The organism is Pontibacter ruber (assembly GCF_023630205.1).
In the GTDB taxonomy this organism is placed as follows: Bacteria; Bacteroidota; Bacteroidia; order Cytophagales; family Hymenobacteraceae; genus Pontibacter; species Pontibacter ruber.
Window position 1 is genome coordinate 786,318 of the sequence record NZ_JALPRR010000001.1, and the last position, 22,468, is coordinate 808,785.

At 49.6% G+C, this 22,468-nt stretch carries 20 protein-coding genes and 1 pseudogene; 19 read left to right on the top strand and 2 right to left on the bottom strand.

Annotated elements, in window-relative coordinates; translation table 11 throughout:
* Nucleotides 1–15: 15 nt before the first annotated feature.
* Entirely contained in the window at nucleotides 16–2,820 is a 2,805-nt protein-coding gene (locus tag MJ611_RS03440; RefSeq protein ID WP_250428020.1) for a TonB-dependent receptor, read from the bottom strand.
* A gap of 382 nt (nucleotides 2,821–3,202) precedes the next feature.
* On the opposite strand from MJ611_RS03440, the gene MJ611_RS03445 reads away from it, so the two are divergent.
* The 19 genes and pseudogenes from MJ611_RS03445 (at nucleotide 3,203) to MJ611_RS03535 (ending at nucleotide 20,746) form a co-directional block, all read left to right on the top strand.
* Nucleotides 3,203–4,489: a porin gene (locus MJ611_RS03445; protein ID WP_250428022.1), complete on the top strand. Its 1,287-nt coding sequence runs from the start codon at nucleotides 3,203–3,205 to the stop codon at nucleotides 4,487–4,489.
* A 355-nt stretch (nucleotides 4,490–4,844) separates the two neighbouring features.
* Nucleotides 4,845–6,029, top strand: coding sequence for a porin (locus MJ611_RS03450; protein WP_250428023.1), 1,185 nt, complete (start codon nucleotides 4,845–4,847; stop codon nucleotides 6,027–6,029).
* A 217-nt stretch (nucleotides 6,030–6,246) separates the two neighbouring features.
* Nucleotides 6,247–7,254, top strand: coding sequence for a PstS family phosphate ABC transporter substrate-binding protein (locus MJ611_RS03455; protein ID WP_250428024.1), 1,008 nt, complete (start codon nucleotides 6,247–6,249; stop codon nucleotides 7,252–7,254).
* Nucleotides 7,255–7,331: 77 nt separating this feature from the next.
* On the top strand, nucleotides 7,332–8,207 hold the full coding sequence (gene pstC / locus MJ611_RS03460) for a phosphate ABC transporter permease subunit PstC (protein ID WP_250428025.1): 876 nt from the start codon (nucleotides 7,332–7,334) through the stop codon (nucleotides 8,205–8,207).
* Nucleotides 8,200–9,057, top strand: a complete 858-nt coding sequence (pstA, locus tag MJ611_RS03465) for a phosphate ABC transporter permease PstA (RefSeq protein ID WP_250428026.1) — start codon at nucleotides 8,200–8,202, stop codon at nucleotides 9,055–9,057. Before pstC ends, pstA begins: the two co-directional genes overlap by 8 nt.
* Nucleotides 9,058–9,063: 6 nt before the next feature.
* Entirely contained in the window at nucleotides 9,064–9,828 is a 765-nt protein-coding gene (gene pstB / locus MJ611_RS03470; protein ID WP_250428027.1) for a phosphate ABC transporter ATP-binding protein PstB, read from the top strand.
* A 61-nt stretch (nucleotides 9,829–9,889) separates the two neighbouring features.
* Nucleotides 9,890–10,624: a phosphate signaling complex protein PhoU gene (gene phoU / locus MJ611_RS03475; RefSeq protein ID WP_250428028.1), complete on the top strand. Its 735-nt coding sequence runs from the start codon at nucleotides 9,890–9,892 to the stop codon at nucleotides 10,622–10,624.
* Between the two features lie 726 nt (nucleotides 10,625–11,350).
* Complete coding sequence (locus tag MJ611_RS03480) at nucleotides 11,351–11,992, top strand: heme exporter protein CcmB (protein WP_250428029.1); 642 nt, start codon at nucleotides 11,351–11,353, stop codon at nucleotides 11,990–11,992.
* A gap of 195 nt (nucleotides 11,993–12,187) precedes the next feature.
* Nucleotides 12,188–12,853 (top strand): cytochrome c biogenesis protein CcsA, encoded by a 666-nt coding sequence (gene ccsA, locus MJ611_RS03485; protein WP_250428030.1) that lies wholly within the window; start codon nucleotides 12,188–12,190, stop codon nucleotides 12,851–12,853.
* Nucleotides 12,840–13,124: a CcmD family protein gene (locus tag MJ611_RS03490; protein ID WP_250428031.1), complete on the top strand. Its 285-nt coding sequence runs from the start codon at nucleotides 12,840–12,842 to the stop codon at nucleotides 13,122–13,124. Before ccsA (MJ611_RS03485) ends, MJ611_RS03490 begins: the two co-directional genes overlap by 14 nt.
* Before the next feature lie 171 nt (nucleotides 13,125–13,295).
* Nucleotides 13,296–13,733 carry a cytochrome c maturation protein CcmE domain-containing protein gene (locus MJ611_RS03495; RefSeq protein WP_250428032.1) on the top strand — a complete coding sequence of 146 codons (438 nt, stop codon included), beginning with the start codon at nucleotides 13,296–13,298 and terminating at the stop codon, nucleotides 13,731–13,733.
* 71 nt (nucleotides 13,734–13,804) lie between these two features.
* Nucleotides 13,805–16,396, top strand: coding sequence for a cytochrome c biogenesis protein CcsA (gene ccsA / locus MJ611_RS03500; RefSeq protein ID WP_250428033.1), 2,592 nt, complete (start codon nucleotides 13,805–13,807; stop codon nucleotides 16,394–16,396).
* A 103-nt stretch (nucleotides 16,397–16,499) separates the two neighbouring features.
* Nucleotides 16,500–17,327: pseudogene (locus tag MJ611_RS20670) on the top strand (Rossmann-like and DUF2520 domain-containing protein); the annotation flags it as partial.
* A 91-nt stretch (nucleotides 17,328–17,418) separates the two neighbouring features.
* Entirely contained in the window at nucleotides 17,419–17,748 is a 330-nt protein-coding gene (locus MJ611_RS03510) for a 2Fe-2S iron-sulfur cluster-binding protein (RefSeq protein ID WP_250428035.1), read from the top strand.
* A gap of 123 nt (nucleotides 17,749–17,871) precedes the next feature.
* Complete coding sequence (gene iscX, locus MJ611_RS03515) at nucleotides 17,872–18,114, top strand: Fe-S cluster assembly protein IscX (RefSeq protein ID WP_250428036.1); 243 nt, start codon at nucleotides 17,872–17,874, stop codon at nucleotides 18,112–18,114.
* 92 nt (nucleotides 18,115–18,206) lie between these two features.
* Entirely contained in the window at nucleotides 18,207–18,704 is a 498-nt protein-coding gene (locus MJ611_RS03520) for a KdsC family phosphatase (RefSeq protein ID WP_250428037.1), read from the top strand.
* Nucleotides 18,705–18,819: 115 nt separating this feature from the next.
* Nucleotides 18,820–19,014, top strand: a complete 195-nt coding sequence (locus MJ611_RS03525) for a cold-shock protein (RefSeq protein WP_250428038.1) — start codon at nucleotides 18,820–18,822, stop codon at nucleotides 19,012–19,014.
* A gap of 129 nt (nucleotides 19,015–19,143) precedes the next feature.
* Nucleotides 19,144–19,821 (top strand): hypothetical protein, encoded by a 678-nt coding sequence (locus MJ611_RS03530; RefSeq protein WP_250428039.1) that lies wholly within the window; start codon nucleotides 19,144–19,146, stop codon nucleotides 19,819–19,821.
* A gap of 79 nt (nucleotides 19,822–19,900) precedes the next feature.
* Nucleotides 19,901–20,746, top strand: coding sequence for a geranylgeranylglycerol-phosphate geranylgeranyltransferase (locus MJ611_RS03535; protein ID WP_250428040.1), 846 nt, complete (start codon nucleotides 19,901–19,903; stop codon nucleotides 20,744–20,746).
* Nucleotides 20,747–20,814: 68 nt separating this feature from the next.
* Here MJ611_RS03535 and MJ611_RS03540 read toward each other — a convergent pair whose 3' ends face one another.
* Nucleotides 20,815–22,317 (bottom strand): T9SS type A sorting domain-containing protein, encoded by a 1,503-nt coding sequence (locus tag MJ611_RS03540; protein WP_250428041.1) that lies wholly within the window; start codon nucleotides 22,315–22,317, stop codon nucleotides 20,815–20,817.
* Nucleotides 22,318–22,468: the final 151 nt, after the last annotated feature.

Genomic DNA, 22,468 nt, shown 5'->3' on the forward strand with positions numbered 1-22,468 from the left:
TTAGAAGTTGATATTTTAGAACTTGTAAGTGATGCCCAGCGTGGAGTATTGGCCCTTGCGGAACTCTCTGAAAGACTCGTCTACGCCGGTGATTTTCTGATCTTCGTTAGAATCCTGGATCAGGCGGGTCTTCTGGTTTAGCAGGTCTTGTACGCCAGCCTTGATCTCAAAATGCTCGCCTATACCCTTTGTTATGGAAAGGTCCAGCTGGTGGCGCGGCATTTCATAAACCGCCTGGCGCTGGTTGCTGCCCGCCGCGAAAATGCGCTTGCCAATCACGTTGTAGAGCAGGTTAACCTGTAGCTTGCGGTCATCATCCTGGTAATAAACACCTGTGTTTACCACATAAGGAGACTGCCCTACCATGGCTCGCTTGCCTGGCTGAAACGCTGCTCTTTTAGCCTGAAGCTCTACCTGGCTTTGTACCAGCGCGGCGTTCAGTACCAGAGTAAGATTTTGCACAAAACGTGACGCCGACAGGTCCAGCAGCGACTTTCTTACCTCGGCCTCCACGCCATAGCTGTAAGCGTTCTTGGCGTTTTCGAAGGTGATGGTGTTGCCCCCCGGCGTGTTTTCAAACACAGACTCTATGGGCTTGTTGAAGTATTTGTAGAACGCTCCGAAAGACAGGACTTCGGATGAATTCGGGTAGAATTCGTAGCGCACATCGCCGTTGTAGATGGTAGCAATGTCCAGGTCAGGGTTGCCGATTACTTCCAGCAGGTTCACAAAATCAAAGTATGGCGCCGGCGCAATTTCACGGAACTCCGGTCGGTTTACGCTGATGCTGCCACCGGCACGCAGCATGGCACGCGGGGTAAGGGCATACGTGAAGTTTGCTGAGGGCAGCAGGCTGAGCACCGGGTTGTCTTTGTTGATCGTGCTGCCGTCAAAGCCTTTTGAGGAAAGCGCCTGATTGTTATACTCTACACGCAGGCCACCCGAGGCTGATAGCTTTTCAGATAGCGGTGCAGAGCTGCTTATATATCCGGCTACGTTTGTGTTTGAGGCTTCGTAGTTGTTCTGTGGGTTAGCATCTTCCACCAGCACCAGACCGCTGTCTTTGCTGATATTTTCCGGTCTGAACACCTGATCAAGCGGCTGGTAAGCAATAGCGTCATTAAAAATACCGCTCTGGGTATAACCGAACGAGAAGTAACGGGAAGTATAATCTCTTTTTTTGCGCTCCACATAAAAACCGGTTCTGATCTTTGGAGCGTTCTCCGACGTGGAATCGGCAGGGTTAAAGCGATACTCGTACTGGCCACTGGCCATCAGCGCATGCTCGTTCAGGTCGGAGTAGAAGCGACCCGCATCCTGAAGACTTGGGTTTGACTCCGGCTGAAACTGCACTTTATAGGCTTGCTTTTCGCCATCATAAACAGTTCTTAATCTACGGTAGTCTGGTTCGTTCCTGTTCGTGTAGTTGTACCCGCCTGTCCAGGTTACAGTCGATCTGTTATCGTGGAAATCGTGTGTGCCTTGCAGCTGGCCTGAGTAAATGGTGCGGCTCTCGTAACGCAGCGAGTAGTTCTTTTGCTGCTGCTCGCCGTTTGTAAAGTCTGTACCTTCGCGCTCCAGTACTTCGTTGCTGCCCAGCTGGTTGAACAGGTTGCGGAATTCGATCTTGTTATTGTTGTTAAGGCGGGCCGACCAGTTGCTCACAACACCAACCCGCACGTTGTTGGTGTACACATCATCCTTAAAGCTGAGGTAAGGTGTGCTGGCACCGGCAACCGCGTCAAACGCCCCGTAGGAGTTTCGGGTGCCTTCCGTAGTAGTTTGCGTGTTGCTGTAAGAGATAGCTGAAACGGTACTCACCCGCATATCTCCCAGGTCAAAGAGGCGGTTGAGTCCTAATGACATCCTAAGGTCAGGGAGCGCTGTCACAGACCTTGGAGCCCATGCATTCGGAAATACGCGGCCCAGATTAGCGTACTGCTCCTGCCCTCTTACATCGCTCAGGTTAGCAGGCACGCCGGCAGGTATGGCGCGTTTGCCATCATCAAACCCCAAGAAATCGGTGCTGCTTTTGTGATCTGTCAGGAAGTTATTAAAAGTAGTGCCGGCACGGTATGAGCCTGATACGCCAAGCGTGGTAAGGTGCTCGCTGGCGTTTTTCGTATAGATCTTGATCACCCCGCCCCCAAATTCGCCAGGTAGCTCCGGCGAACCGTTCTTATAGATCATGATGCGGTCAATAACGCTGGTTGGCAGGATATCGAATGAAAAGGCTTTCTGATCCGGCTCGGTGCTTGGCGTCAGCGCATCATTCAGGGTTACGGTATTGTAGCGCTGGTTCATCCCCCTGATCACTACATAGCGGTCATTCAGGATGGTCACGCCGGGTATGCGCTTTACCGTTTCGGCAGCGTCGCGGTCCATCGACTTGGCAATTTGCTCACCTCCCATACCACTCACCACTACTTCGCTTTGGCGCATGGTTGCCAGCACCGCCGTCTCTGTGTTGGTCTGGCGGGTTCCGACAATCTCTACCATCTGGATCTGCGTCGTATTTTCCTCAAGCTGAATGTTAAGTATGGCAGATTGCCCTGCATTTACCGTTACCCCTGTTTTCTCAAAAGGCTTATAAGACAAAAAGGTAACCGATACATTGTGCGTGCCCGCATCCAGCGGCAAGGTATAGTTCCCTTCGTGATCGGTGGTTATTCCCCTGGATGTTCCTTTGATAAAAACAACGGCCCCGATGATGGCTTCTCCTGTGGTTTTGTCAGTTACCTTGCCGGCGAGTGTGCCCTGTTGAGCAAACCCATAAACAGTGGTGGCTAGCATGGTGAGAATGGTAAATAATGCTTTCATTGATCTACTGTTGTTTAGTCTCGCTGCAAAAGTAGATCGGGCGTTTTACCTTAAAATCACCGCACGGTTATGAGTTTGTTAAAGATCAAGGGCCAATATTACCTCTCGGTTAAATGTGCTTTCAGCCACACCTTGGTTATATAGGGGCACGTATACTATCGGCATTTCCAGGCTGTACTTCCATCTTTTTTGTTAACATTAACTTAATACTGGCATAATTTAGAGGTAACATGCGCAGGCGAACTTTGTATTGCCGGAGGCCAGGGTGCACTTGTAACTAATTTATACTTTTGCACTCAGGCTCTCCGGTGGTTGCCTTCCTGCTGCGGCCGGACCCCGCCACAGGAAACAGCAGTTAGTTTACCTTATCTCACCCAAAACAATGTTGAAGAAGATCATCAACGCTGCCCTGGCATTAGGAACAGCTTTGTGCTTTGGCTTTGCAACAACAGCCCAGGCACAGACCACAGACACCACAGAGGTAGCCCCTGCTGCCCAGCCTGTTGTGCAGCAGGCATCCGTAGCCGAAAAGCCAAAGAAAAAATCCTGGTACGAGCTCATCTCGATCCGTGGTTATGCGCAGGTCAGATACAACCGCCTGCTCGAAACAAACGACCAACTCAAGTGCGAGCAGTGCGACCGATCGCTGGGTGAGAACGGCGGCCTTTTTATCAGGCGCGGGCGCCTGATCTTTAGCGGCAACGTAAGCGACCGTTTATACTTCTACATCCAGCCAGACTTTGCTTCTTCTGCCTCTTCGTCGGCCCTTAACTTCTTTCAGCTGCGCGACGCTTATTTTGATGTAGCGCTGGACAAGCAGAAGGAATTCCGCTTCCGGATAGGGCAGAGCAAGATACCGTACGGCTTTGAGAACCTGCAATCAAGCAGCAACCGCCTGACGCTGGACCGAGCTGACGCGCTGAACAGCGCCATTGCCAATGAGCGCGACCTGGGTGTGATGTTTTACTGGGCTCCGGAAAAAATAAGAGAACGCTTTTCGATGCTGACAGACGAAGGCCTGAAAGGCTCCGGCGACTATGGCGTAGTTGGCATAGGCATTTTTAACGGGCAGACTGCCAACAAGCCGGAAGCCAATAATACACAGCACGTGGTAGCCCGCGTTTCTTACCCGCTGCAGGTGGGCAGCAAGCAGATAATAGAACCAGGACTGCAGGCCTATACCGGCAAGTATGTGATCACTGCCGATCAGATTTCTTCGGGTGTAACGGTGGCTTCAGAAGATTTGCTCAAAAAAGGCTTCACCGATCAGCGCATTGCTGCCTCGCTGGTAGTATACCCTCAGCCGTTTGGTTTCCAGACAGAGTATAACCTGGGACGCGGACCGGAGTTTGACCCGGCAACGTCGTCTATCAAAGTAAAACGGCTGCACGGCGGCTATGCTCAGGCGATGTATCGCATGAAGTTGAATGAGCAGGTACTGATCCCCTTCGTGAAAGTACAGCACTACGATGGCGGCAAAAAGCATGAGCGCGACGCGACCAGCCACACCGTGTACGAAACAGAAATTGGCTTGGAGTGGCTGGCCTTCAAGAACCTGGAGCTGACTGCCGACTACAGCATTGGCGACAGAACAACCCGGAATGCTGCAAATCCCGACAACAGGCAACACGGCAGCCGCTTAAGATTACAGGCGCAGTTCAACTTCTAGCAGCACTCCCATACTTCCCTGAAACGTCTGCAGCCCCGTACCCTGCAGACGTTTCTTTTTTAGTGCTCTTAAACGCAGCTTACCATAGTACAAAAAGAACGGCCTTCTGTTACGTATACCTGCAAACCTTAACATTAAGGTAACATTGGCATAACGGAGGGGTAATACTAGAGCGGTTATTTTGCAGCGTAGAATAAAGAATTCATTAAGCAGCCTGACTAGCAGCCTGGTGAAGTGCCCTGAAACTCCAGTCATACAGCTACAGCTTAGGCTACTGCAGATGTATAATTTCTGACTGGAATACGTATAGTGGCACAACTTTATAAGTATCTCTCACCTAAAAGTATAAAGTATCGTGCGTAACAAAGTAAAAGGAGTACTAATTGCACTCTTCGCTACCGCTGCACTTGGCAACGTGCAGGCCCAATCAGAAAACAAGACAAAATTCGGGAAAGGCATCCAATTCGTTGCAGCAGATTCCTCTTTCAGCGTTAAAATAGGCGCACGTTTCCAGACACTATACCAGGGCAGCAGTAACCCGGCTACCAAAGAGTGGGACGACCGTTTCCTGATCCGCAGAGCACGCCTTAAGTTCGATGGCTTTGCCTACTCGCCCAAGCTGGAGTATAAAATAGAGCTTGGCCTGAGCAACAGCGACATTGGCAACGACACGCCGGAGCAGACCAACAACGCAGATAATATCATCCTGGATGCCGTTGCAAGATGGCAGATGACCCCAACCTTATCGCTCTGGGCAGGCCAGACAAAACTGCCTGGTAACCGCGAGCGTGTGGTTTCGTCACAGAAAATGCAGTTTGTAGACCGAAGCCTGCTCAACTCCCGCTTTAACCTGGACCGCGATGCCGGCCTGCAGCTACACAACGAGCACCAGGTAGGCACTGTTATACTTCGTGAGATTGGCTCTATATCCATGGGGGAAGGCCGCGATATCACGGTTAACAATTCCGGCGGGTATGATTATACTGCCCGTTTCGAAATTCTGCCTTTGGGTGCTTTTAAAGGGGATGGCGACTACGTAGGCGGCGACCTGGAAAGAGAGCAAACACCCAAACTGGCCATCGCAGCTACGTACGATTACAACGACAATGCTGCCAGAGAGCAGGGCCAGCTGGGCGACTTTCTGAGCGCACAACGCGACCTGCGCACCGTGTTTGTGGATGCCATGTTCAAGTACAGAGGCTTCTCAAGTATGGCGGAGTACGCCAACCGCAAGGCGCCGGACGGAGCCGTAGTTGCCCTGGATTCGCTTGGCAACGTGGAGGAAGCTTTTACGACCGGTAATGCTTTCAACATACAGGCAGGCTACCTGTTCCCGGCAAACTGGGAAATTGCAGGCCGCTATACCAACTATGAACCGACAGCCGGCATCGGTCAGCGCGAGCAGCAACAGTACACCCTTGGCCTTTCCAAATACCTTGTGGGGCACTCCCTGAAAGTGCAAAGCGACTTTACGCTGCAGCAGGAGCAAAACCGCGACGACCGCTACCAGTTCAGGCTGCAAATGGAGCTGGCCTTCTAATCAATTCTTAACAATTACTTAACATTGTGCTGTTCCTAATCCGGTATTTAGTCCATCTATTTGCAGTCCAAATAGAACTGGATAATCTGAATATAAACAAGGTTAAAGCAGCAAACACAACCTCCTGATTTATATATCTTTATTTTAAAGTAACCTCAGGCAGTTATTCGAAGTTTATTCCAAGAAAACATATAAACCAATTCAAAAATCAAAGCTTATGTCAAACGTTAGGCTTACTTACACAAAACTGAATTTTGCAATTCTTTTAGGTGGAAGCTTACTTTTAGGTGCTTGCGGTGGAAATAACAAAACCGAAGAAGGTACCAATGGTACAGTTTCTGAAAACCTTACCGGAAGTATACAGATAGATGGTTCTTCTACAGTATATCCGATCACAGAGGCTGTAGCTGAAGAGTTTCGTGCTGAGGCTCCGGATGTGAAAGTTACCGTAGGTGTATCGGGTAGCGGCGGCGGATTCAAGAAATTCTCACGTGGAGAAATTGATTTGGCTAATGCCTCCCGTTCCATTAAGCCTGAAGAAGCTGATGCGGCTAAAGAGAACAACATTAGTTTCGTAGAGCTATCGGTAGCTTTTGATGGCCTGACCGTTGTGGTGCACCCGGAAAACAATTGGGTAAAAGAAATTACGGTAGCAGAACTGAAGAAGATCTGGGAGCCTGCTGCACAAGGCAAAATCAAAAAGTGGAACCAGATACGTCCGGAATGGCCTGACAAGGAAATTCACTTGTATGGAGCCGGTGTTGAGTCTGGGACCTACGATTACTTTACTGAAGCTATAGTTGGCAAAAGCCATTCTAGCCGCGGTGACTATACTGCCAGCGAGGATGATAACGTGCTGGTACAGGGCGTATCGACAGACCCGCTTGCCCTTGGTTTCTTTGGCTATGCTTACTACGAAGAAAACCAAAGCAAATTAAAAGCAGTACCGGTAGACGATCAAAACGATGCAAACGGTAAGGGTGCAATCCTGCCAAGCATGGAGACAGTAAAAGATGGTTCCTATGCGCCGCTTTCCCGTCCTCTGTTCATCTATGTAAACTCAAAGGCAACAGCTCGCCCCGAAGTAGTAGAGTTTGTTAACTTTTACCTGGATAATGCTGCTACACTGAGTCAAGAAGTTGGTTACATTCCAATGCCGGAAGAACAGTACAAAGAACAGAAAGCAAAATTCCAGCAGTTTGCATCTGGTAGTGCAAAAAAATAATTGGATTCAAAGGTATAAAACAACACCAAATGCGGTTCCGGCAGGTACCGCATTTGGTGTGTAAATAAGTTCACACTTTGAGAGTACAAGAGCGAATTATAGAAGGGTTACTATGGTTATCCGCTGTTATAACCATCCTCATCACAGCAGCCATTGTTTGGGTATTGCTGTCAGAATCGGTACGCTTTTTCAGCGAAGTATCCATTATTGATTTCCTGACAGATAAACAATGGACACCATTATTTGCTGAAAAACACTTTGGTATACTCCCGTTGGTAGCCGGCACCCTGCTAACTACAGCTGTTGCCATTGCGGTAGCACTACCAATTGGCCTGACCATTGCCGTGTATCTGAACGAATACTCACCCGGACGATTCAGACAAACAATTAAGCCGCTGCTCGAGATCTTAGCCAGTATCCCGACTGTTGTCTATGGTTTCTTTGCACTTACCGTCGTTACTCCGTTCCTGCAGAAACTGATCCCGTCACTGGCAGGTTTCAATGCACTTTCAGCGGGTATTGTAATGGGGATCATGATCATCCCGATGATCTCGTCGCTGAGCGAGGATGCCATCAGTGCCGTGCCACGTTCTTTGCGCGAGGCTGCTTATGGCATGGGATCTACACGTTTGCAAACAGCTTTCGGAGTAATGGTACCAGCCGCTTCTTCAGGCATTGTAGTGTCGGTTATACTTGCCATTTCCAGGGCAGTAGGCGAAACCATGATCGTGGCCATTGCCGCCGGTCAGCAGCCGCGCCTTACACTGGACCCAACAGTACCTATAGAAACGATAACCACTTACATTGTACAGGTAAGCCTTGGCGACGTGCCGCACGGCTCACTGGAATATCGTACCATTTTTGCTGCAGGTATCACGTTGTTTGTTTTCACGTTCGCGCTGAACAACCTCAGCTTCTGGATCAAAAAGAAATACCAGGAAAAATATGACTAACGCAGAAAAGAACAGACTGAAAGATAAGGCTTTCCAGGTATTTGGGGTGTTCTGCACCTTTATTGGTCTGGTTATACTTGCCATATTCCTCATCGACATCCTGATAGAAGGCTTAGCACGCATTGACTGGGATTTTATAACAAGCTTACCATCCAGAAGAGCAAGCCGTGCAGGTATACTTACTGCCTGGGCAGGCACGCTCTGGATTCTGGTACTGACCTCCGTAATTGCTTTCCCGCTGGGCATTGCAGCAGGCGTATACTTAGAAGAGTATAGCAAAAAAACCAGGCTGGCTAATTTCCTCGAAGTTAATATTGCGAATCTTGCCGGTGTGCCTTCCATCATCTATGGTTTGCTGGGCATGGAAATGTTCGGGCGCGTAATGGGTTTAGGAGGCAGCATTCTGGCAGGTGCGCTAACGTTATCGTTGCTTGTACTTCCGATCATTATCGTAACTACCCGTGAGGCGATCAAAGCAGTGCCGCGCAGCATCCGAGACGCCTCTTATGCCTTGGGTGCATCTAAGTGGCAAACCACCTGGAACCAGGTACTGCCTGCTTCGTTCGGGGGTATATTAACAGGCGTTATACTTGCGCTCTCCAGGGCAGTAGGCGAAGCAGCTCCGCTGATCGTAATTGGTGCGCTGGCGTACGTTCCTTTTGTACCAACCTCCCCTACAGATGAGTTTACCGTATTGCCTATCCAGATCTTTAACTGGACGTCCAGACCACAGGCAGACTTTTTAGTAAATGCTGCCGCTGCAATTATTATACTACTTTTAATTACATTTATACTTAACGGTATCGCTGTATACTTGCGAAACAAGTGGCAGAAGCGTGTTAAGTGGTAAGAACTTATGAGTAAGAAGAACTATAAATTAGAGGCGAAGGATCTGAATGCCTATTACGGCAGCTTTCATGCGCTCAAAAACATCAACATTGCCATGGAAGAAAAGGCTGTTACAGCCTTTATCGGGCCTTCGGGCTGCGGCAAGTCTACGTTCCTGCGTACCCTTAACCGCATGAACGACTACATCGAGGGCTTCCGGGTGGAAGGCGACATCCTGCTGGACGGCCGCGACATTTACGCGAAAGACGTTCGTGTAGATGAACTTCGCAAGGAAGTGGGCATGGTGTTCCAGAAGCCTAACCCGTTCCCGAAAACCATCTTTGAGAATGTGGTGTATGGCCTGAAAATACAGGGCCTCAAAGACAAACGGGTACTGGCAGAAACTGCTGAAAAATCGCTGCGCCAGACTGCGCTTTGGGATGAGGTAAAAGACAAGCTAGACAAATCGGCCCTGGCCTTATCCGGTGGGCAGCAGCAACGCCTTTGCATTGCACGCGCGCTTGCCATTTCGCCTTCGGTTATCCTGATGGACGAACCTACATCGGCCCTGGACCCGATCTCGACTGCCAAGATTGAGGAGCTGATCTTTAAACTGAAGAACGATTACACCATCGTGATCGTGACGCACAACATGCAGCAGGCCGGCCGGGTGAGCGACTATACGGCGTTCTTCTACATGGGCGAACTGGTGGAATTTGCCAAAACCAGAACCATGTTCACAAGCCCGAAACACGAGCGTACGCAGAACTATATTACGGGCCGTTTCGGGTAAGTTTTATACTTTGCCTCAAAGTATAAAATTAGTTTTCATTTAAAAACAGAGAGATCAACGAATGAACCATATAGATGTAGAACTGAGTAACCTCAAGGTTAAACTAATGGAAATGTGGGATCTGGTAGAGTATCAGTTGCAAAGCGGCCGCGATGCGATGCTGAACGCTGACCAGGAACTTGCCCGTAAAGTGGTGAAGCTCGGCAAGAAGGTAAACAACTTCGACGTGAAAATAGACCGCATGTGCGAAAACCTGCTGGCCCTGTACACGCCCGTTGCCGTAGACCTGCGCCTGGTACTTGCTACGCTCAAGATCAACGCAAACCTGGAACGTATCGGCGATACAGCGGAAGGCATTTCGATGTTCGTCCAGAAACGGGAGGTTCCCTTCAACCCTGAGATGCTTGAAATAACCAGAGCAGTGGCCATGTTCGACGAAGCTCTGGCAATGTTTCATGATTGCCGCATTGCCTACAAAGCAAACAACACCGACCAGGCACGCGCGCTGCTCCGCCGCGACAAAATGCTCAACAAGATCTACCGTAAATCCGACCGTATCATTGCCCAGTACCTGCGTGCAAACCCGGACAGCATTGAAGAAGGACTGATCCTGCTCTCTATCATCAAAAAGCTGGAACGAGTAGGCGATCAGGTAACCAACATTGCCGAGGAGATCATCTTCTACCAGGATGCCAAAGTAGTGAAGCACAAGTCGAAGAAGAAGGATAAAGAGAACGGCAAAGAAAATGGTAATGGTAATGGTAATGGCAACAATAACGGTAATGCTATAAGCTGATTGCTGATAGATTAACTGCAGCAAAGTATAACAAGAGCACGGGCTAAGGTTCGTGCTTTTTTTATTGGTTAACTAGCTGGATAGCAGGTATGGCCACTTCACTCTCCTATTGACGGCGCGGGTTTGCAACCCGTGTCATAGTATAATGTCGAGTCTGTGACTCGACTGGGCCGGAGGCCCACACGTTAGCAGGTCAAGCGCGAAGACGCTCACGCTATGATAGAGGTTTACTGGTCCCCCCTGCCCCCTCAAGAGGGGGAATCTCCGCTACTGCTATGTGCAAAGTATAAGTTTCATAGCTGCTGCAGGTCATCCCCCTACCCCCTTCAAAGGGGGACATGGTTGAAGTTGCATAGCCGCTCACGAAGCAGTGTCATTTCCAGTCCTTGGGTTGAGCGCCTATGCGAGTTTTTCCGGTGTTGCGTGAGCAACATTGCGACGCAGGAGCAAAGGAAAAGCTCCCAGCGCGATGCCCGAGGACGAGGCCCCGCGGCCCTGAGCGCACCAAAGCTAGAAATGAAAGTATGGGCAAGTAGGACTGGGGAAGAAAAGCTGCTACGAAGCAGAGGCTTGCCTGAATAAAGTATAAAGTATAAATCAGCGTTCTGCATCCGGCGTTAAACTGATCCTGGTCATCATTTAACATAAACACTACTTTTCCAATCTTTTGTGTCGTAACTTTGCAGCAAATTTGAAAAGGTGCTGTTAAAAGAAGTTTTATACCTGATGCAGAAGGACTTCGTGCTGGAATGGCGGCAGAAGTATGCCTTCAATGGCATGTTGCTCTACGTCAGCAGCACGGTGTTTGTGTGCTACCTCAGTTTCGGGCTGCGATCCAATGTGCTTACAGTACCGGTCTGGAACGCCGTCCTCTGGATCATTCTGCTGTTCACGTCGGTTAATGCCATTGCCAAAAGCTTTATGCAGGAAAACCGTGGGCGGCTGCTCTACTTCTATTCCATCGTCAGTCCGCAGGGGGTTATACTTTCCAAGATCCTTTACAACGCCTGCCTGATGCTGGTGCTGGCACTGATCTGCTTTGTGTTCTATGCCTTTGTGCTGGGCAACCCTGTGCAGGACGTGCCGATGTTCCTGCTCTCTATCCTGCTGGGCGCCATAGGCTTTGCCACGTCCCTTACCATGATCTCAGGCATTGCTTCCAAAGCAGCCAACAGCAGCACCCTGATGGCGGTGCTCAGCTTCCCGGTAATTGTGCCCATGCTGCTCATGCTCATCAAGATGTCGAAAAACGCCCTGGATGGTCTGGATCGTAGCGCCAGCCTCGACGAACTGCTTACTTTGCTTGCCATAAACATGATCGTTATCACTGTTTCTTATATTTTGTTCCCGTACCTTTGGCGTTCGTAAGCTTGTGGCGCGAAAACAAGCCTGTAATTACCAGCAAAAACAACGTGCAGAAGGAAAGGATTTGGGAAGAAATTGCAATATAAGCAGCTGGTTTGGTGACAATTGCACCTCAAGAACTGTTAGATAAAGTATAAAGTGACTGGTGCGGGATTAGCTTAAATAACCTGCACCTCAAGTATAAGATTAAAAAGGAACATGAAGAAGAACTGGTGGAAAATACTAACTGTGCTGCTGCTGGTGTTTACGGTAGTAGCCGGCATGCTGACGGAGGTTCCCCGGCTGGCTATCCTCAACGAAACGATCCGCAACCTGTACTTCCACGTGCCGATGTGGTTTGGCATGATCCTGATCCTGCTGGTATCGGTGGTTTACTCGATCAAATACCTCAAGAACCCAACAGTTAAGAACGACATTGTTGCTCATGAGGCGGCAAAGGTTGGCATCCTGTTTGGGGTACTGGGTATTGTTACCGGCATGGAATGGGCCCGCTTTACCTGGGGCGAGTACTGGAGCAACGACCCGAAACAGAACGGCGCCGCCATTGGCCTGCTGATCTATTTCGCTTACCTGGTACTGCGCAGCTCTTTTGCCGAGCAGCAGCAGCGCGCCCGCATCAGTGCCGTGTACAACATCTTCGCCTTTGCCGCCCTTATCCCGCTGCTGTTCATACTTCCGCGCCTGACCGATTCGCTGCACCCGGGCAACGGTGGCAACCCCGGCTTTAACGCCTACGACCTGGACAACCGCCTGCGCATGGTGTTTTACCCTGCCGTACTGGGCTGGACGCTGCTGGGCATCTGGATCGTGAACGTGAAATCAAGATTAGAATTACTGAGACAACGCATATATGAAAATGTTTAGAATACTGGCCATGTGGTGCTTTATGCTGGGTGCTGCACTAGGTCTGCAGCCGGTACAGGCACAGCCTGCCCAAACAACGGAGGTAGAATTTTCGTCGGCGCCACAGCCCGAGATTGAAATGGCTGATACCCTGCGCCAGGATGGCAAAATTTACGTGGTGGTAGCGGTGCTGCTTACCATACTGGTGGGCCTGATCATCTACCTCGTGTCCGTGGACCGCAAGGTAAGCCGACTGGAAAAGCAGCTGAAAGACGACTTTGTGAACCGGTAACAAGCAGGGTCGGTTCCTCAGGTAAAGACGCAACAGGGAACAGGAGCATCATCAAAACAACAGTTTTTTGCCCCTTTTGCCCAAGTATAAAAATAGCCTCCCGCAATGGATTTAAAACGATCCGAAGCGTGTTAGGCTAACAGAAAAAGAGCACATATACTTTCATAAAAGATGAAAAAGTCACACATCATCGGGATTATCGTGATCGCCCTGGCTATTGGCATCATCATGTCTACTGCCGGCGACGCCAGCACTTACGTTTCCTTTGGAGAGGCTAAAGAACTGGCAGCAGATGGTAGCACAACCAAGGTACACGTAGTAGGCCGCCTGAAAAAAGATGACAAAGGACATATCGTGGGCATGCAATACGACCCGACGATCGACCCGAACTACTTTGCCTTTACGCTGGTAGATACAAACCGTATGGAGCAGCGTGTGGTATACTACAACCCGAAACCACAGGACTTTGAGCGCTCGGAGCAGGTAGTGATCACAGGCAACATGCAGCAGGATGTGTTCGTGGCTGACAAGATCCTTCTCAAGTGCCCATCCAAGTATACAGAAAAAGAGGTGTCTGCTAATACACCCGGAACAGCTGCAAAGCTTTAATTACAGTTTAGAGTCGGGACGATTGCTCAACTCTCAAACTCTCCAACTTTTTAACTTTCTAATTTAACAAAATGATAAATACGCTGATCGGGGACGTTGGCCATGCAAGTGTGATTGTGGCTTTTGTTGCGGCCATTGTAGCCTCCTATGCCTATTTCATGGCGGCGCGTCAGAAGACCGAAGCCAGTGGTGATACCAGCTGGCGCAACTTTGCCCGTGGTGCTTTTTATGTGCACGGCCTGGCTGTTATGGTCGTAATCTTTGCTCTTTTCAATATTATTTACGAGCACCGCTACGAGTATTATTACGCCTGGAGCCACTCTTCCAATCACCTGGCCGTGCATTACATGATCTCCTGCTTCTGGGAAGGCCAGGAAGGCTCTTTCCTGCTGTGGATCTTCTGGCACGTGCTGCTGGGAATAGCCCTGATCAACTTTGGTAAGAAGAACAAGACCTGGGAAGCGCCTGTGATGGCGACCTTCTCGTTTGTGCAGCTTTTCCTTACCTCCATGATTCTGGGTGTGGTGATCGGCAACTTCAAGCTGGGCTCCTCTCCATTCATCCTCATGCGTGACTTCATGGCGGATGCCCCTGTGTTCAAGATGGACCCCAACTTTGTGCCGCAGGATGGTACCGGCCTGAACCCGCTGTTGCAGAACTACTGGATGGTGATTCACCCTCCTACCCTGTTCCTGGGTTTTGCTGCTACGCTTGTTCCGTTTGCCTTTGCCATTGCCGGCCTCTGGAAAGAAAAATTCACTGAGTGGGTTAAACCTGCGCTGCCATGGTCGCACTTTGCAGCCGTTACGCTGGGTATTGGCATCATGATGGGTGCTTACTGGGCTTACGAAACCTTGAACTTCGGTGGCTACTGGAACTGGGACCCGGTGGAAAACGCCGTTTACATTCCGTGGCTGGTGCTGGTTGGCGCTATCCATACCATGCTGGCCTACCGCCGCAGCAAGCAGGGCCTGGCTGCCTCGTTTATACTTGTTATCACGTCTTTCCTGCTGATTCTATACGCTACCTTCCTTACCCGTAGTGGTATTCTGGGCAATGCGTCCGTACACTCCTTCACCGACTTAGGTTTGTCCGGTCAGCTGTTTACCTACATGGCAGCCTTTATGGTGCTGTCGGTTGCACTGCTGGTGTACCGCTGGAAGCAGATTCCATCCACGGAGAAAGAACTGTCTACTTACAGCGCTGAATTCTGGGTGTTTGTAGGATCGGCTGTACTATGCCTGGCAGGTTTCCAGGTACTGGTAACCACCTCTATCCCGGTTTACAACTCTTTCCTGGGCTTTATCGGAATTGAGTCTAACGCGGCGCTACCTGCCGACCAGATCGCCCACTATACCAAGTTCCAGCTGTGGGCAGGTGTAGGCGTAGCCATCCTTACCGGTATCGGACAGCTGCTGTGGTGGAAAAAAGCGAACAAAAACAGCTTCAAAGATGCCATCACAATGCCGCTCATGCTTACGCTGCTGTTTGCCAGCTTAGTGATCATACTTTCGAACAAGTTCGACTTCCTGCCATTTAAGCTGGATAACCCGGTTTACATTACCTTGTTTGTTACCTCGCTGTTTGCCGTATTTGCCAACTTCAGCATCATACTTGGCCTGCTGCAGAAAAAGGTATCGCTGTCAGGTGGCGCAGTAGCACACATCGGTATTGCCCTGATGCTGATCGGTATCCTGTTCTCTTCGGGCTACTCCAACATCATCTCGGTAAACAATTCGGGTATGCTTTACTCTCGTGAGTTTCCGGATGAGATAAACCGCGACAACGTGCTGCTGTGGCGCAACACTCCGGTGCAGATGGACAAGTATAAAGTAAGCTACCGGGGCCAGTTCCTGGAAGTGAAAGACGTGCCGGAGTATGTGAGCAAAGAACTCCTGTTCCAAACGGCGGATGAATACACGGCTATTGCCCGCGGCGACATCAAGGTAAAAGATAAAGTATACTACAAAACCGGCGATACGCTGGAGATTGTTTCTCCGGAGAACACCTACTACGAGGTGGAGTATAAGAGCGACGAAGAGCAGTTTGTACTGTATCCGCGTGCTCAGGTAAACCCGAACATGGGCCTGCTGGCTTCTCCGGACATCAAGCACTTCGTTAACAAAGACCTGTACACGCACGTTTCTACGGTTCCGGATCCGAACGAGGAGAAAGACTGGGGCGAACTGAAGGAGTATGAGCTTTCTGCCGGCGACACCATCATCCTGAACGATTATGTAGCAGTATTCAACGGCATTGAGCGCATCAACAACGTACCAGGCGTTTCCATGAAAAACGGTGACGTGGCCGTGCAGGCAGACATGAAGATCATGGGTGAGCGCAAAAACTACCATGCCCACCCGGTGCTCATGATCAAAGACCAGATGATGGGACGTGTTCCGGAAGTGATCGAAGACCTAGGCATCCGACTCACCTTCATGAACATCGACACGCAGAACAACAAGTTCAAAATCGGTGTGAACGTAACACAGAAGGACTATGTGATCCTGAAGGCGATGGAAAAACCGTTTGTGAATATACTCTGGATCGGTACCATCATCATGTCTGTTGGCTTTGTGATGGCCATTGTGCGCCGCAACAAAGAAGGTGGTACTCCAGACGCAAAACCAGCTAAAAAAGCAACAAAGGCACAGGTTGCCTAACGTATAAAACCACTTACAAAAGCCCTTGCCAAACGGCAGGGGCTTTTGCTTTATATCAGGTATAAAACTGCTATACTTGCAGTAGCACAACCTAAAACAGAAAACCATGCAGGAGAACAGGTCGAAGCGTGTGATACTTGTGGGTGCCGGAAACGTTGCCTGGCATCTTGCCCCTGCCCTGACAGCAGCTGAACACCAGGTGGTAGCCATTTACAGCCGCACCCCTGAGCAGCGGGAAGCACTGGCCAGCCGCTTACCCCACGCTACCCCGCTTGCCACTCCCGACTTCAGATCACTGGATGCAGACCTGGTGCTGATCGCTGTACCGGATGCCGCACTGGAGGCCGTGGCAACGCAGCTGCAGGTAAACGAAGGAACCCTGGTTGCCCATACTTCCGGGTCTCAGCCGCTTTCTTTATTAGGCACTGTTAAAGGCGCTCGGGCAGGTGTTTTCTACCCGCTCCAGACCTTCTCCAAAACCAAGCCTGTTGATTTTAAAACCATACCCATACTGGTGGAGGCGCAGGACGAACAGACAGTTGCCGAACTGGAACTTGTAGCCAACAGCATCAGCCAACAGGTACACCACGTTACCTCCGGCAGCCGCAAGCAGCTGCACCTGGCTGCCGTTTTTGCCTGCAATTTTACTAATCATCTGCTCGGCATTACCCAGGAGTTGCTGCAACAGGCAAAGCTACCCGCCGATCTGCTACAGCCGCTTATCCAGGAAACCATTGCCAAGGCCTTGCAACAACATCCGTTTAACGTGCAAACAGGCCCGGCTATCCGCCACGACGAAAATGTGGTGCAGGAACACCTGCGCATGCTGCAGCCAGAGCCGCTTTACCAGGAGCTATACCTGAAACTGACACGAAGCATACAGGCTGCCTCTGGTCCGCACAAAAAAGCTGAAGAAAACAACGCAGGGTGAGTGTTGTTATGATTAGCAGGTGCAAAACGGCCAGCAGGTTGGAATCGGGTCGCTGGTTTCATAACTTTGCACCCAAAATACTATTTGACTTATGAAAGTTGTAAATATAACCTTTAAGTTTGCTGACGGCTCGCCTGATCAGGTACTCCCCGCTGTAGAAGGAGAATCTGTACTGGATGTGGCGCTCAACAACGATATAAAGTTACAGCACAACTGCGGTGGCGTATGCGGCTGCAGCACGTGCCACGTATACATCGAGGCCGGCATGGACGACCTGCCGGAGATCTCTGATAAAGAAGAAGATTACATCGACCGTGCTGTAGATCCGCGCATCAACTCCAGACTGGGCTGCCAGTGCGTGGTGCAGGGCAACGAAGACATCGTTGTAACAATTCCGGAACAGGACTTCCTGGGCCACTAATTTTCAGTGATCAGTTGCCAGTAAACAGTAATCAGTTTTCTGATACAAGTATAAATGCTTACTGTTAACTGATCATTGTTTACTGATAAAACTGTTTACTGATTACTGTTAACTGTATGAGATATGAGCAATAACTATGAGCCGCCGATACACTGGGGCGATTACGAAGATATAGCAATGGCGCTTTACGAGAAGTTTGGCGACGATTTCTCCGAATCAAAGATATACCGCATCCGTTTCACGGACCTGCTGGAGTGGGTACTCTCTCTTCCGAACTTTGAAGGCACCCGCGAACAGGCCAACGAGGGCCACCTGGAGCAGATACAGGCTGCCTGGGTGTACGAGTGGCGCGACAACCAGGACTAACGTATTTTCCTGCCTTTGTTGCTTTAAATATTAAAGATATTATATACTTTTAAAGGTTCTTTCTCGTAAAGAACCTTTTTCTTTTTTACAGCATGTCAATTACTCAACCAGATCTTACCCGCATCAACACGTTTGTATTCGACGTGGACGGTGTACTTACCGACGGCCTGCTTTATTGTTTTGCAGACGGCGAGCAGGTACGCGCCTTCAACATAAAGGATGGTTTCGCTATCAAACATGCCATCCGGCAGGGCTACCGCGTTGCAATCATTTCAGGCAAAAACGAACCGGGCGTGCGCCTGCGCCTGGAGCAGCTCGATATAGAAGACATTTTCCTGGGAGCCGACGACAAGGTGGATGTTTTTGAGGACTACATTTACATGCAGGGAGTACACCCGGCTACCGTGGCCTACATGGGCGACGACATGCCCGACCTGGAAGTGATGCAGCGTTGCGGCCTGCGCGCCTGCCCTGCCGACGCTGCCGATGATGTAAAGGAGATCTGCACGTTTGTTTCTACCAAAGATGGGGGCAGGGGTGCTGTGCGTGAGCTGATTGAGAAAATTATGAAGGCCCAGGATACCTGGTAATCTTATTATATTTTTCTTCAATCAAATAGTAAATTTCTCTTAAATAATTCTTGCATATATATAAATTAGTTATTACATTTCAATCAAATTTATTATTATTAATTATTCATAATTTATGAAAACAGGAAAAGTAAAGTTCTTTATCGAGTCTAAAGGTTTCGGCTTTATCACTGAAGACGAGACAAATGAAGATTTCTTTGTACACGTAACCGGCCTGAACGGACTGCAGATCCAGCAGAACGATCGTGTAGCTTTCGACACACAAGAAGGTAAAAAAGGAATCAACGCTGTTAACGTGCAAAGAATCTAAGTTATACTTTACCGTTACATAAAAAAGCCCCTCCCTGCAGGGGCTTTTTTATGCCTGCTATTTACATTGCGCCTCATACCTGCCCTCCGTAACTTTGCGTTAGCCAGCTGTTGAGTAAAATTGTAATCAATGAAAAAGGTCCTACTTTTCACCCTATGCCTTTCTTCGATAGTTATGCTGTTTAGTTTCAAGAACATTTTCCAGAAAAAGCCTTCAGGCAAAGAAGTTGTTCAAAAACTTGAGACGCTTGGTTATTTCAAGTATGCCCATTCAAGCAAAATAGCTGAACTAAAAAAAGCACTTGCCGAAGGCTACGCCACACATGGCGCACTTGTGACCTCTTATGAAATGCCTAGGTTTGAATCATCCGATTATAGGCTGTATGGGCTTGACGGAGAGACCTTGTATGAAGAAGGTGGTTTTAGAAGTTACCTGTCTGATATGGACAGGACCTTTAAAAAGCTAAATGTAAATCTGAAGATAGAGAATGAAATAGAAGAATACACTCAGAACGGGGGATTAAACCACATCATTTGGGTGAACGGCAAAGAGTATGTCATCTTCAGAAATGACCAAGGAAGTGCTAACTCTTGGGGCGTGGCAGCAAAACGGTACGCTGAAATGGTGAATGACATATTGAAAAGAAGTAAATCACCAGAACGGCTCTACCTCATGTCAGGCGGTAATGAAGGAGAAGCGGTTTTCCTAACGCAGGAACAGTACCAGTATATAAAACTCACTTTCCCGAATAACGAGTCAAAGCCGCTAAGCGTGGAAGAGTGGTCAAAGAAGTATAGACTGAAATAAAAACAACTATACTCAATACAGATTATACCTTATGCTTCGGCTACGCCTCGCACAGGGTATACACCAATCCGTTCTCACTGTGAAAGACTTTTTAAACCTCATACGCTTTCCTAACCTGCTCCTGATCGTTGTTTGTCAGGCGCTGGTGCAGGCATGCCTGTTGGCTGCAGGCATCGACTGGAGCAGTGTGCTGGAGCCGCGCTTTCTGGCGCTAACTTTCTCTACGGTTTGCGTGGCCGCCGCAGGCTACATCATCAACGACTACTACGATATCAAGATCGACGCCATCAACAAGCCGCACCGCGTGGTGGTGGGCAAAGCCATACGCCGCCGCCCGGCCATGGTGTCGCATCTGCTGCTCTCCTTTCTGGGTGTGGCCATAGGCTTGCTGCTTTCGATACCGGTAGGGCTGATCAATTTAGGGGCTGTATTGTTGCTGTGGGGCTACTCGGCACGGTTTAAAAAGATGCTGCTGGTGGGCAACGTAACCATCGCACTACTTTCTGCCTCCATGTTGCTAGTGGTAGCGGTTTACGCCGATGTGCTGAACAACATTACGCTGGGGTATGCTGTTTTTGCCTTCCTCATTTCACTGATCCGGGAGATCATCAAGGACATAGAAGATGTAAAAGGCGATGAGTCTTTTGACTGCCGCACGCTGCCGATCGTGGCCGGACTGCGTCGCACCAAGTACGTACTCTACCCGATCATTGCTGCTTTTCAGGCATTTCTGCTGGTAGTGGTGGCGCATCCGCGTACCTCCCTCCTGTTCGATGTATACATGCTGCTGCTGGTGCTGCTGCCCAGTATATACCTTGTCGTTAAACTGGTACGTGCCGACCGTAAACGCGACTTTACGTACCTGAGCAACGTGTGCAAGGTCATCATGCTGTTTGGTATACTTTCGATGCTGCTGATCGGGTAAGTATAAAAAGAAAGAGGCCTGAACTGCATTTGCCCAGGCCTCTTCCAAAAGGTATAAAAGTATACTTGTTACCTGACGATAAATCTGCTGATGGCCACTTCGCCTCCTTTTACTATTCTGACAAAGTATAAGCCTTTCGCAAAGGCAGTCGTGTTGATCTCAGCCTTCTCATCTACTTTATCAAGCGCTACCATTGTTCTGCCTAAGGCATCTACCACCGTTACCTGCGCGTTGCGCACCGTGCCCAGGTCTACGGTTACTGCACCGTTAGCTAGGGTAGGGTATACTCTGATGCGCGTGTTCTCGATCTCATCTTTCACGGCTGTAACCCCGGTTACGTTCACGGCCTCAGAAGCAGCTGCCAGCACTTTGTTATCGCTCACTCTAATTACCTGCATGGCATAGCGGTAGGTATTTGCCTCTGCAAACGTGATCTTGAAGTTGGTAGTAGCATCTGCAAACGTGAAACCGGCTTCCGGACCGTAGAAGGCTACGCCCTCGTTGCTGATTGTCATTGGCTCAAAAGTGGTTCCGCCGGCTGCCTGCGCCTGCATCGTAACTTTGCCAACTGCTGCCTGGTCGAAGGTGAACTTGATGCGCACCGGTGTGTTGGCCTCTACAGCGCCACGGGCTGTGGTCACGGCAAAGTCTGTGGCAGTGTTGGTTTTTACATCTGCCTTGTTGTTGAGGGTACTTGAGATAGCAGTGCCTTCAAATTCAGCAACGGCAGCCTTTTCATCTACGGAAGCCAGCAGGGTACCGTCCTCGCGCAGCAACAGGAAAGTATAGTCGTAGATACCCGCCTCCGTGAACGTAACAGCAAAACGCAACGCCTCTCCCTCTAACGGGAAACCACCTTCCGGACCTGCCTTCGCTTCGCCCTGGTCATTGAATGTAAGAGGACTGTAAACCGGGTTTTCTGTATCCTGAGAGAACTTCAGCGTGATCTTGCCGGCTTGTGCCGGGTTCTTCAGCTTCATCACGACGTTCACCAGGTCGCCTTGCCTGTCCTGCGCGTTTACAATTGCCTGAAACTCCACCTCTTTGTTGATCGTGATGCCCTCGATCACATCAAGCGTACTGTTTATGATGGCTTCCTCTACGGCATCTACCGTAACGCTTTCACTGGCAACAGCAACCGGATCTCCGGTACCGGAGGCAGGCACCAGCTTCAGGTTATAGTTATACACATCAGCTGCATTAAACCTTACCCTGAATTTAAAGCTGGTATTGCCAAGTGCAAACCCGGTTGCAGGGCCAAACTCCGCCGCACCGGCTGTACTTACCGGCAGCTTCTTCCAGTTATTGGCTGTTTCCTCGTACTCCAGGTCTATGAGAGGGGCTTTGTAGGCAATGTTTGCGTTCGTAAACTCGAAACGCCCTTTTACCATGGTGCCTGCCGGCGCATTGCCCTGTGTGGTGGTTACTGTAAAGTTTACAAGGGTTTCTTTTGCCTTTACGTTCTGAGCGTCTTTCAACGTGCTGGAAATGGCAGGACTTTGGGCAGCAGCAGCGCCACAGAAAAAGAGGGCCACTAATACCGCAAATAACATGCGTACAGGTGTTTTCATCTAAGATTTGGTTTTAGTAAGTAAAAAAGCAGTAATAAAATTCTGGTCAGGATCTGATAATAGCATTCTACTATATAGCACTACTACGTGGCTTTTGTGTTTAAGTATACCTTTCAACCCTTTCCGGGCAGGCATACCTTACACCACTGAA

What these genes read in the sequence shown, in the direction of transcription:
- ccsA (WP_250428030.1), top strand. Translation starts at nt 12,188, where the DNA reads ATGAAGAAGAACTGGTGGAAAATACTAACTGTGCTGCTGCTGGTGTTT.
- MJ611_RS03490 (WP_250428031.1), top strand. Translation starts at nt 12,840, where the DNA reads ATGAAAATGTTTAGAATACTGGCCATGTGGTGCTTTATGCTGGGTGCT.
- MJ611_RS03530 (WP_250428039.1), top strand. Translation starts at nt 19,144, where the DNA reads ATGAAAAAGGTCCTACTTTTCACCCTATGCCTTTCTTCGATAGTTATG.
- ccsA (WP_250428033.1), top strand. Translation starts at nt 13,805, where the DNA reads ATGATAAATACGCTGATCGGGGACGTTGGCCATGCAAGTGTGATTGTG.
- MJ611_RS03495 (WP_250428032.1), top strand. Translation starts at nt 13,296, where the DNA reads ATGAAAAAGTCACACATCATCGGGATTATCGTGATCGCCCTGGCTATT.
- MJ611_RS03520 (WP_250428037.1), top strand. Translation starts at nt 18,207, where the DNA reads ATGTCAATTACTCAACCAGATCTTACCCGCATCAACACGTTTGTATTC.
- pstB (WP_250428027.1), top strand. Translation starts at nt 9,064, where the DNA reads ATGAGTAAGAAGAACTATAAATTAGAGGCGAAGGATCTGAATGCCTAT.
- MJ611_RS03480 (WP_250428029.1), top strand. Translation starts at nt 11,351, where the DNA reads ATGCAGAAGGACTTCGTGCTGGAATGGCGGCAGAAGTATGCCTTCAAT.
- MJ611_RS03445 (WP_250428022.1), top strand. Translation starts at nt 3,203, where the DNA reads ATGTTGAAGAAGATCATCAACGCTGCCCTGGCATTAGGAACAGCTTTG.
- MJ611_RS03510 (WP_250428035.1), top strand. Translation starts at nt 17,419, where the DNA reads ATGAAAGTTGTAAATATAACCTTTAAGTTTGCTGACGGCTCGCCTGAT.
- pstA (WP_250428026.1), top strand. Translation starts at nt 8,200, where the DNA reads ATGACTAACGCAGAAAAGAACAGACTGAAAGATAAGGCTTTCCAGGTA.
- phoU (WP_250428028.1), top strand. Translation starts at nt 9,890, where the DNA reads ATGAACCATATAGATGTAGAACTGAGTAACCTCAAGGTTAAACTAATG.
- MJ611_RS03540 (WP_250428041.1), bottom strand. Translation starts at nt 22,317, where the DNA reads ATGAAAACACCTGTACGCATGTTATTTGCGGTATTAGTGGCCCTCTTT.
- MJ611_RS03525 (WP_250428038.1), top strand. Translation starts at nt 18,820, where the DNA reads ATGAAAACAGGAAAAGTAAAGTTCTTTATCGAGTCTAAAGGTTTCGGC.
- MJ611_RS03455 (WP_250428024.1), top strand. Translation starts at nt 6,247, where the DNA reads ATGTCAAACGTTAGGCTTACTTACACAAAACTGAATTTTGCAATTCTT.
- iscX (WP_250428036.1), top strand. Translation starts at nt 17,872, where the DNA reads ATGAGCAATAACTATGAGCCGCCGATACACTGGGGCGATTACGAAGAT.
- MJ611_RS03440 (WP_250428020.1), bottom strand. Translation starts at nt 2,820, where the DNA reads ATGAAAGCATTATTTACCATTCTCACCATGCTAGCCACCACTGTTTAT.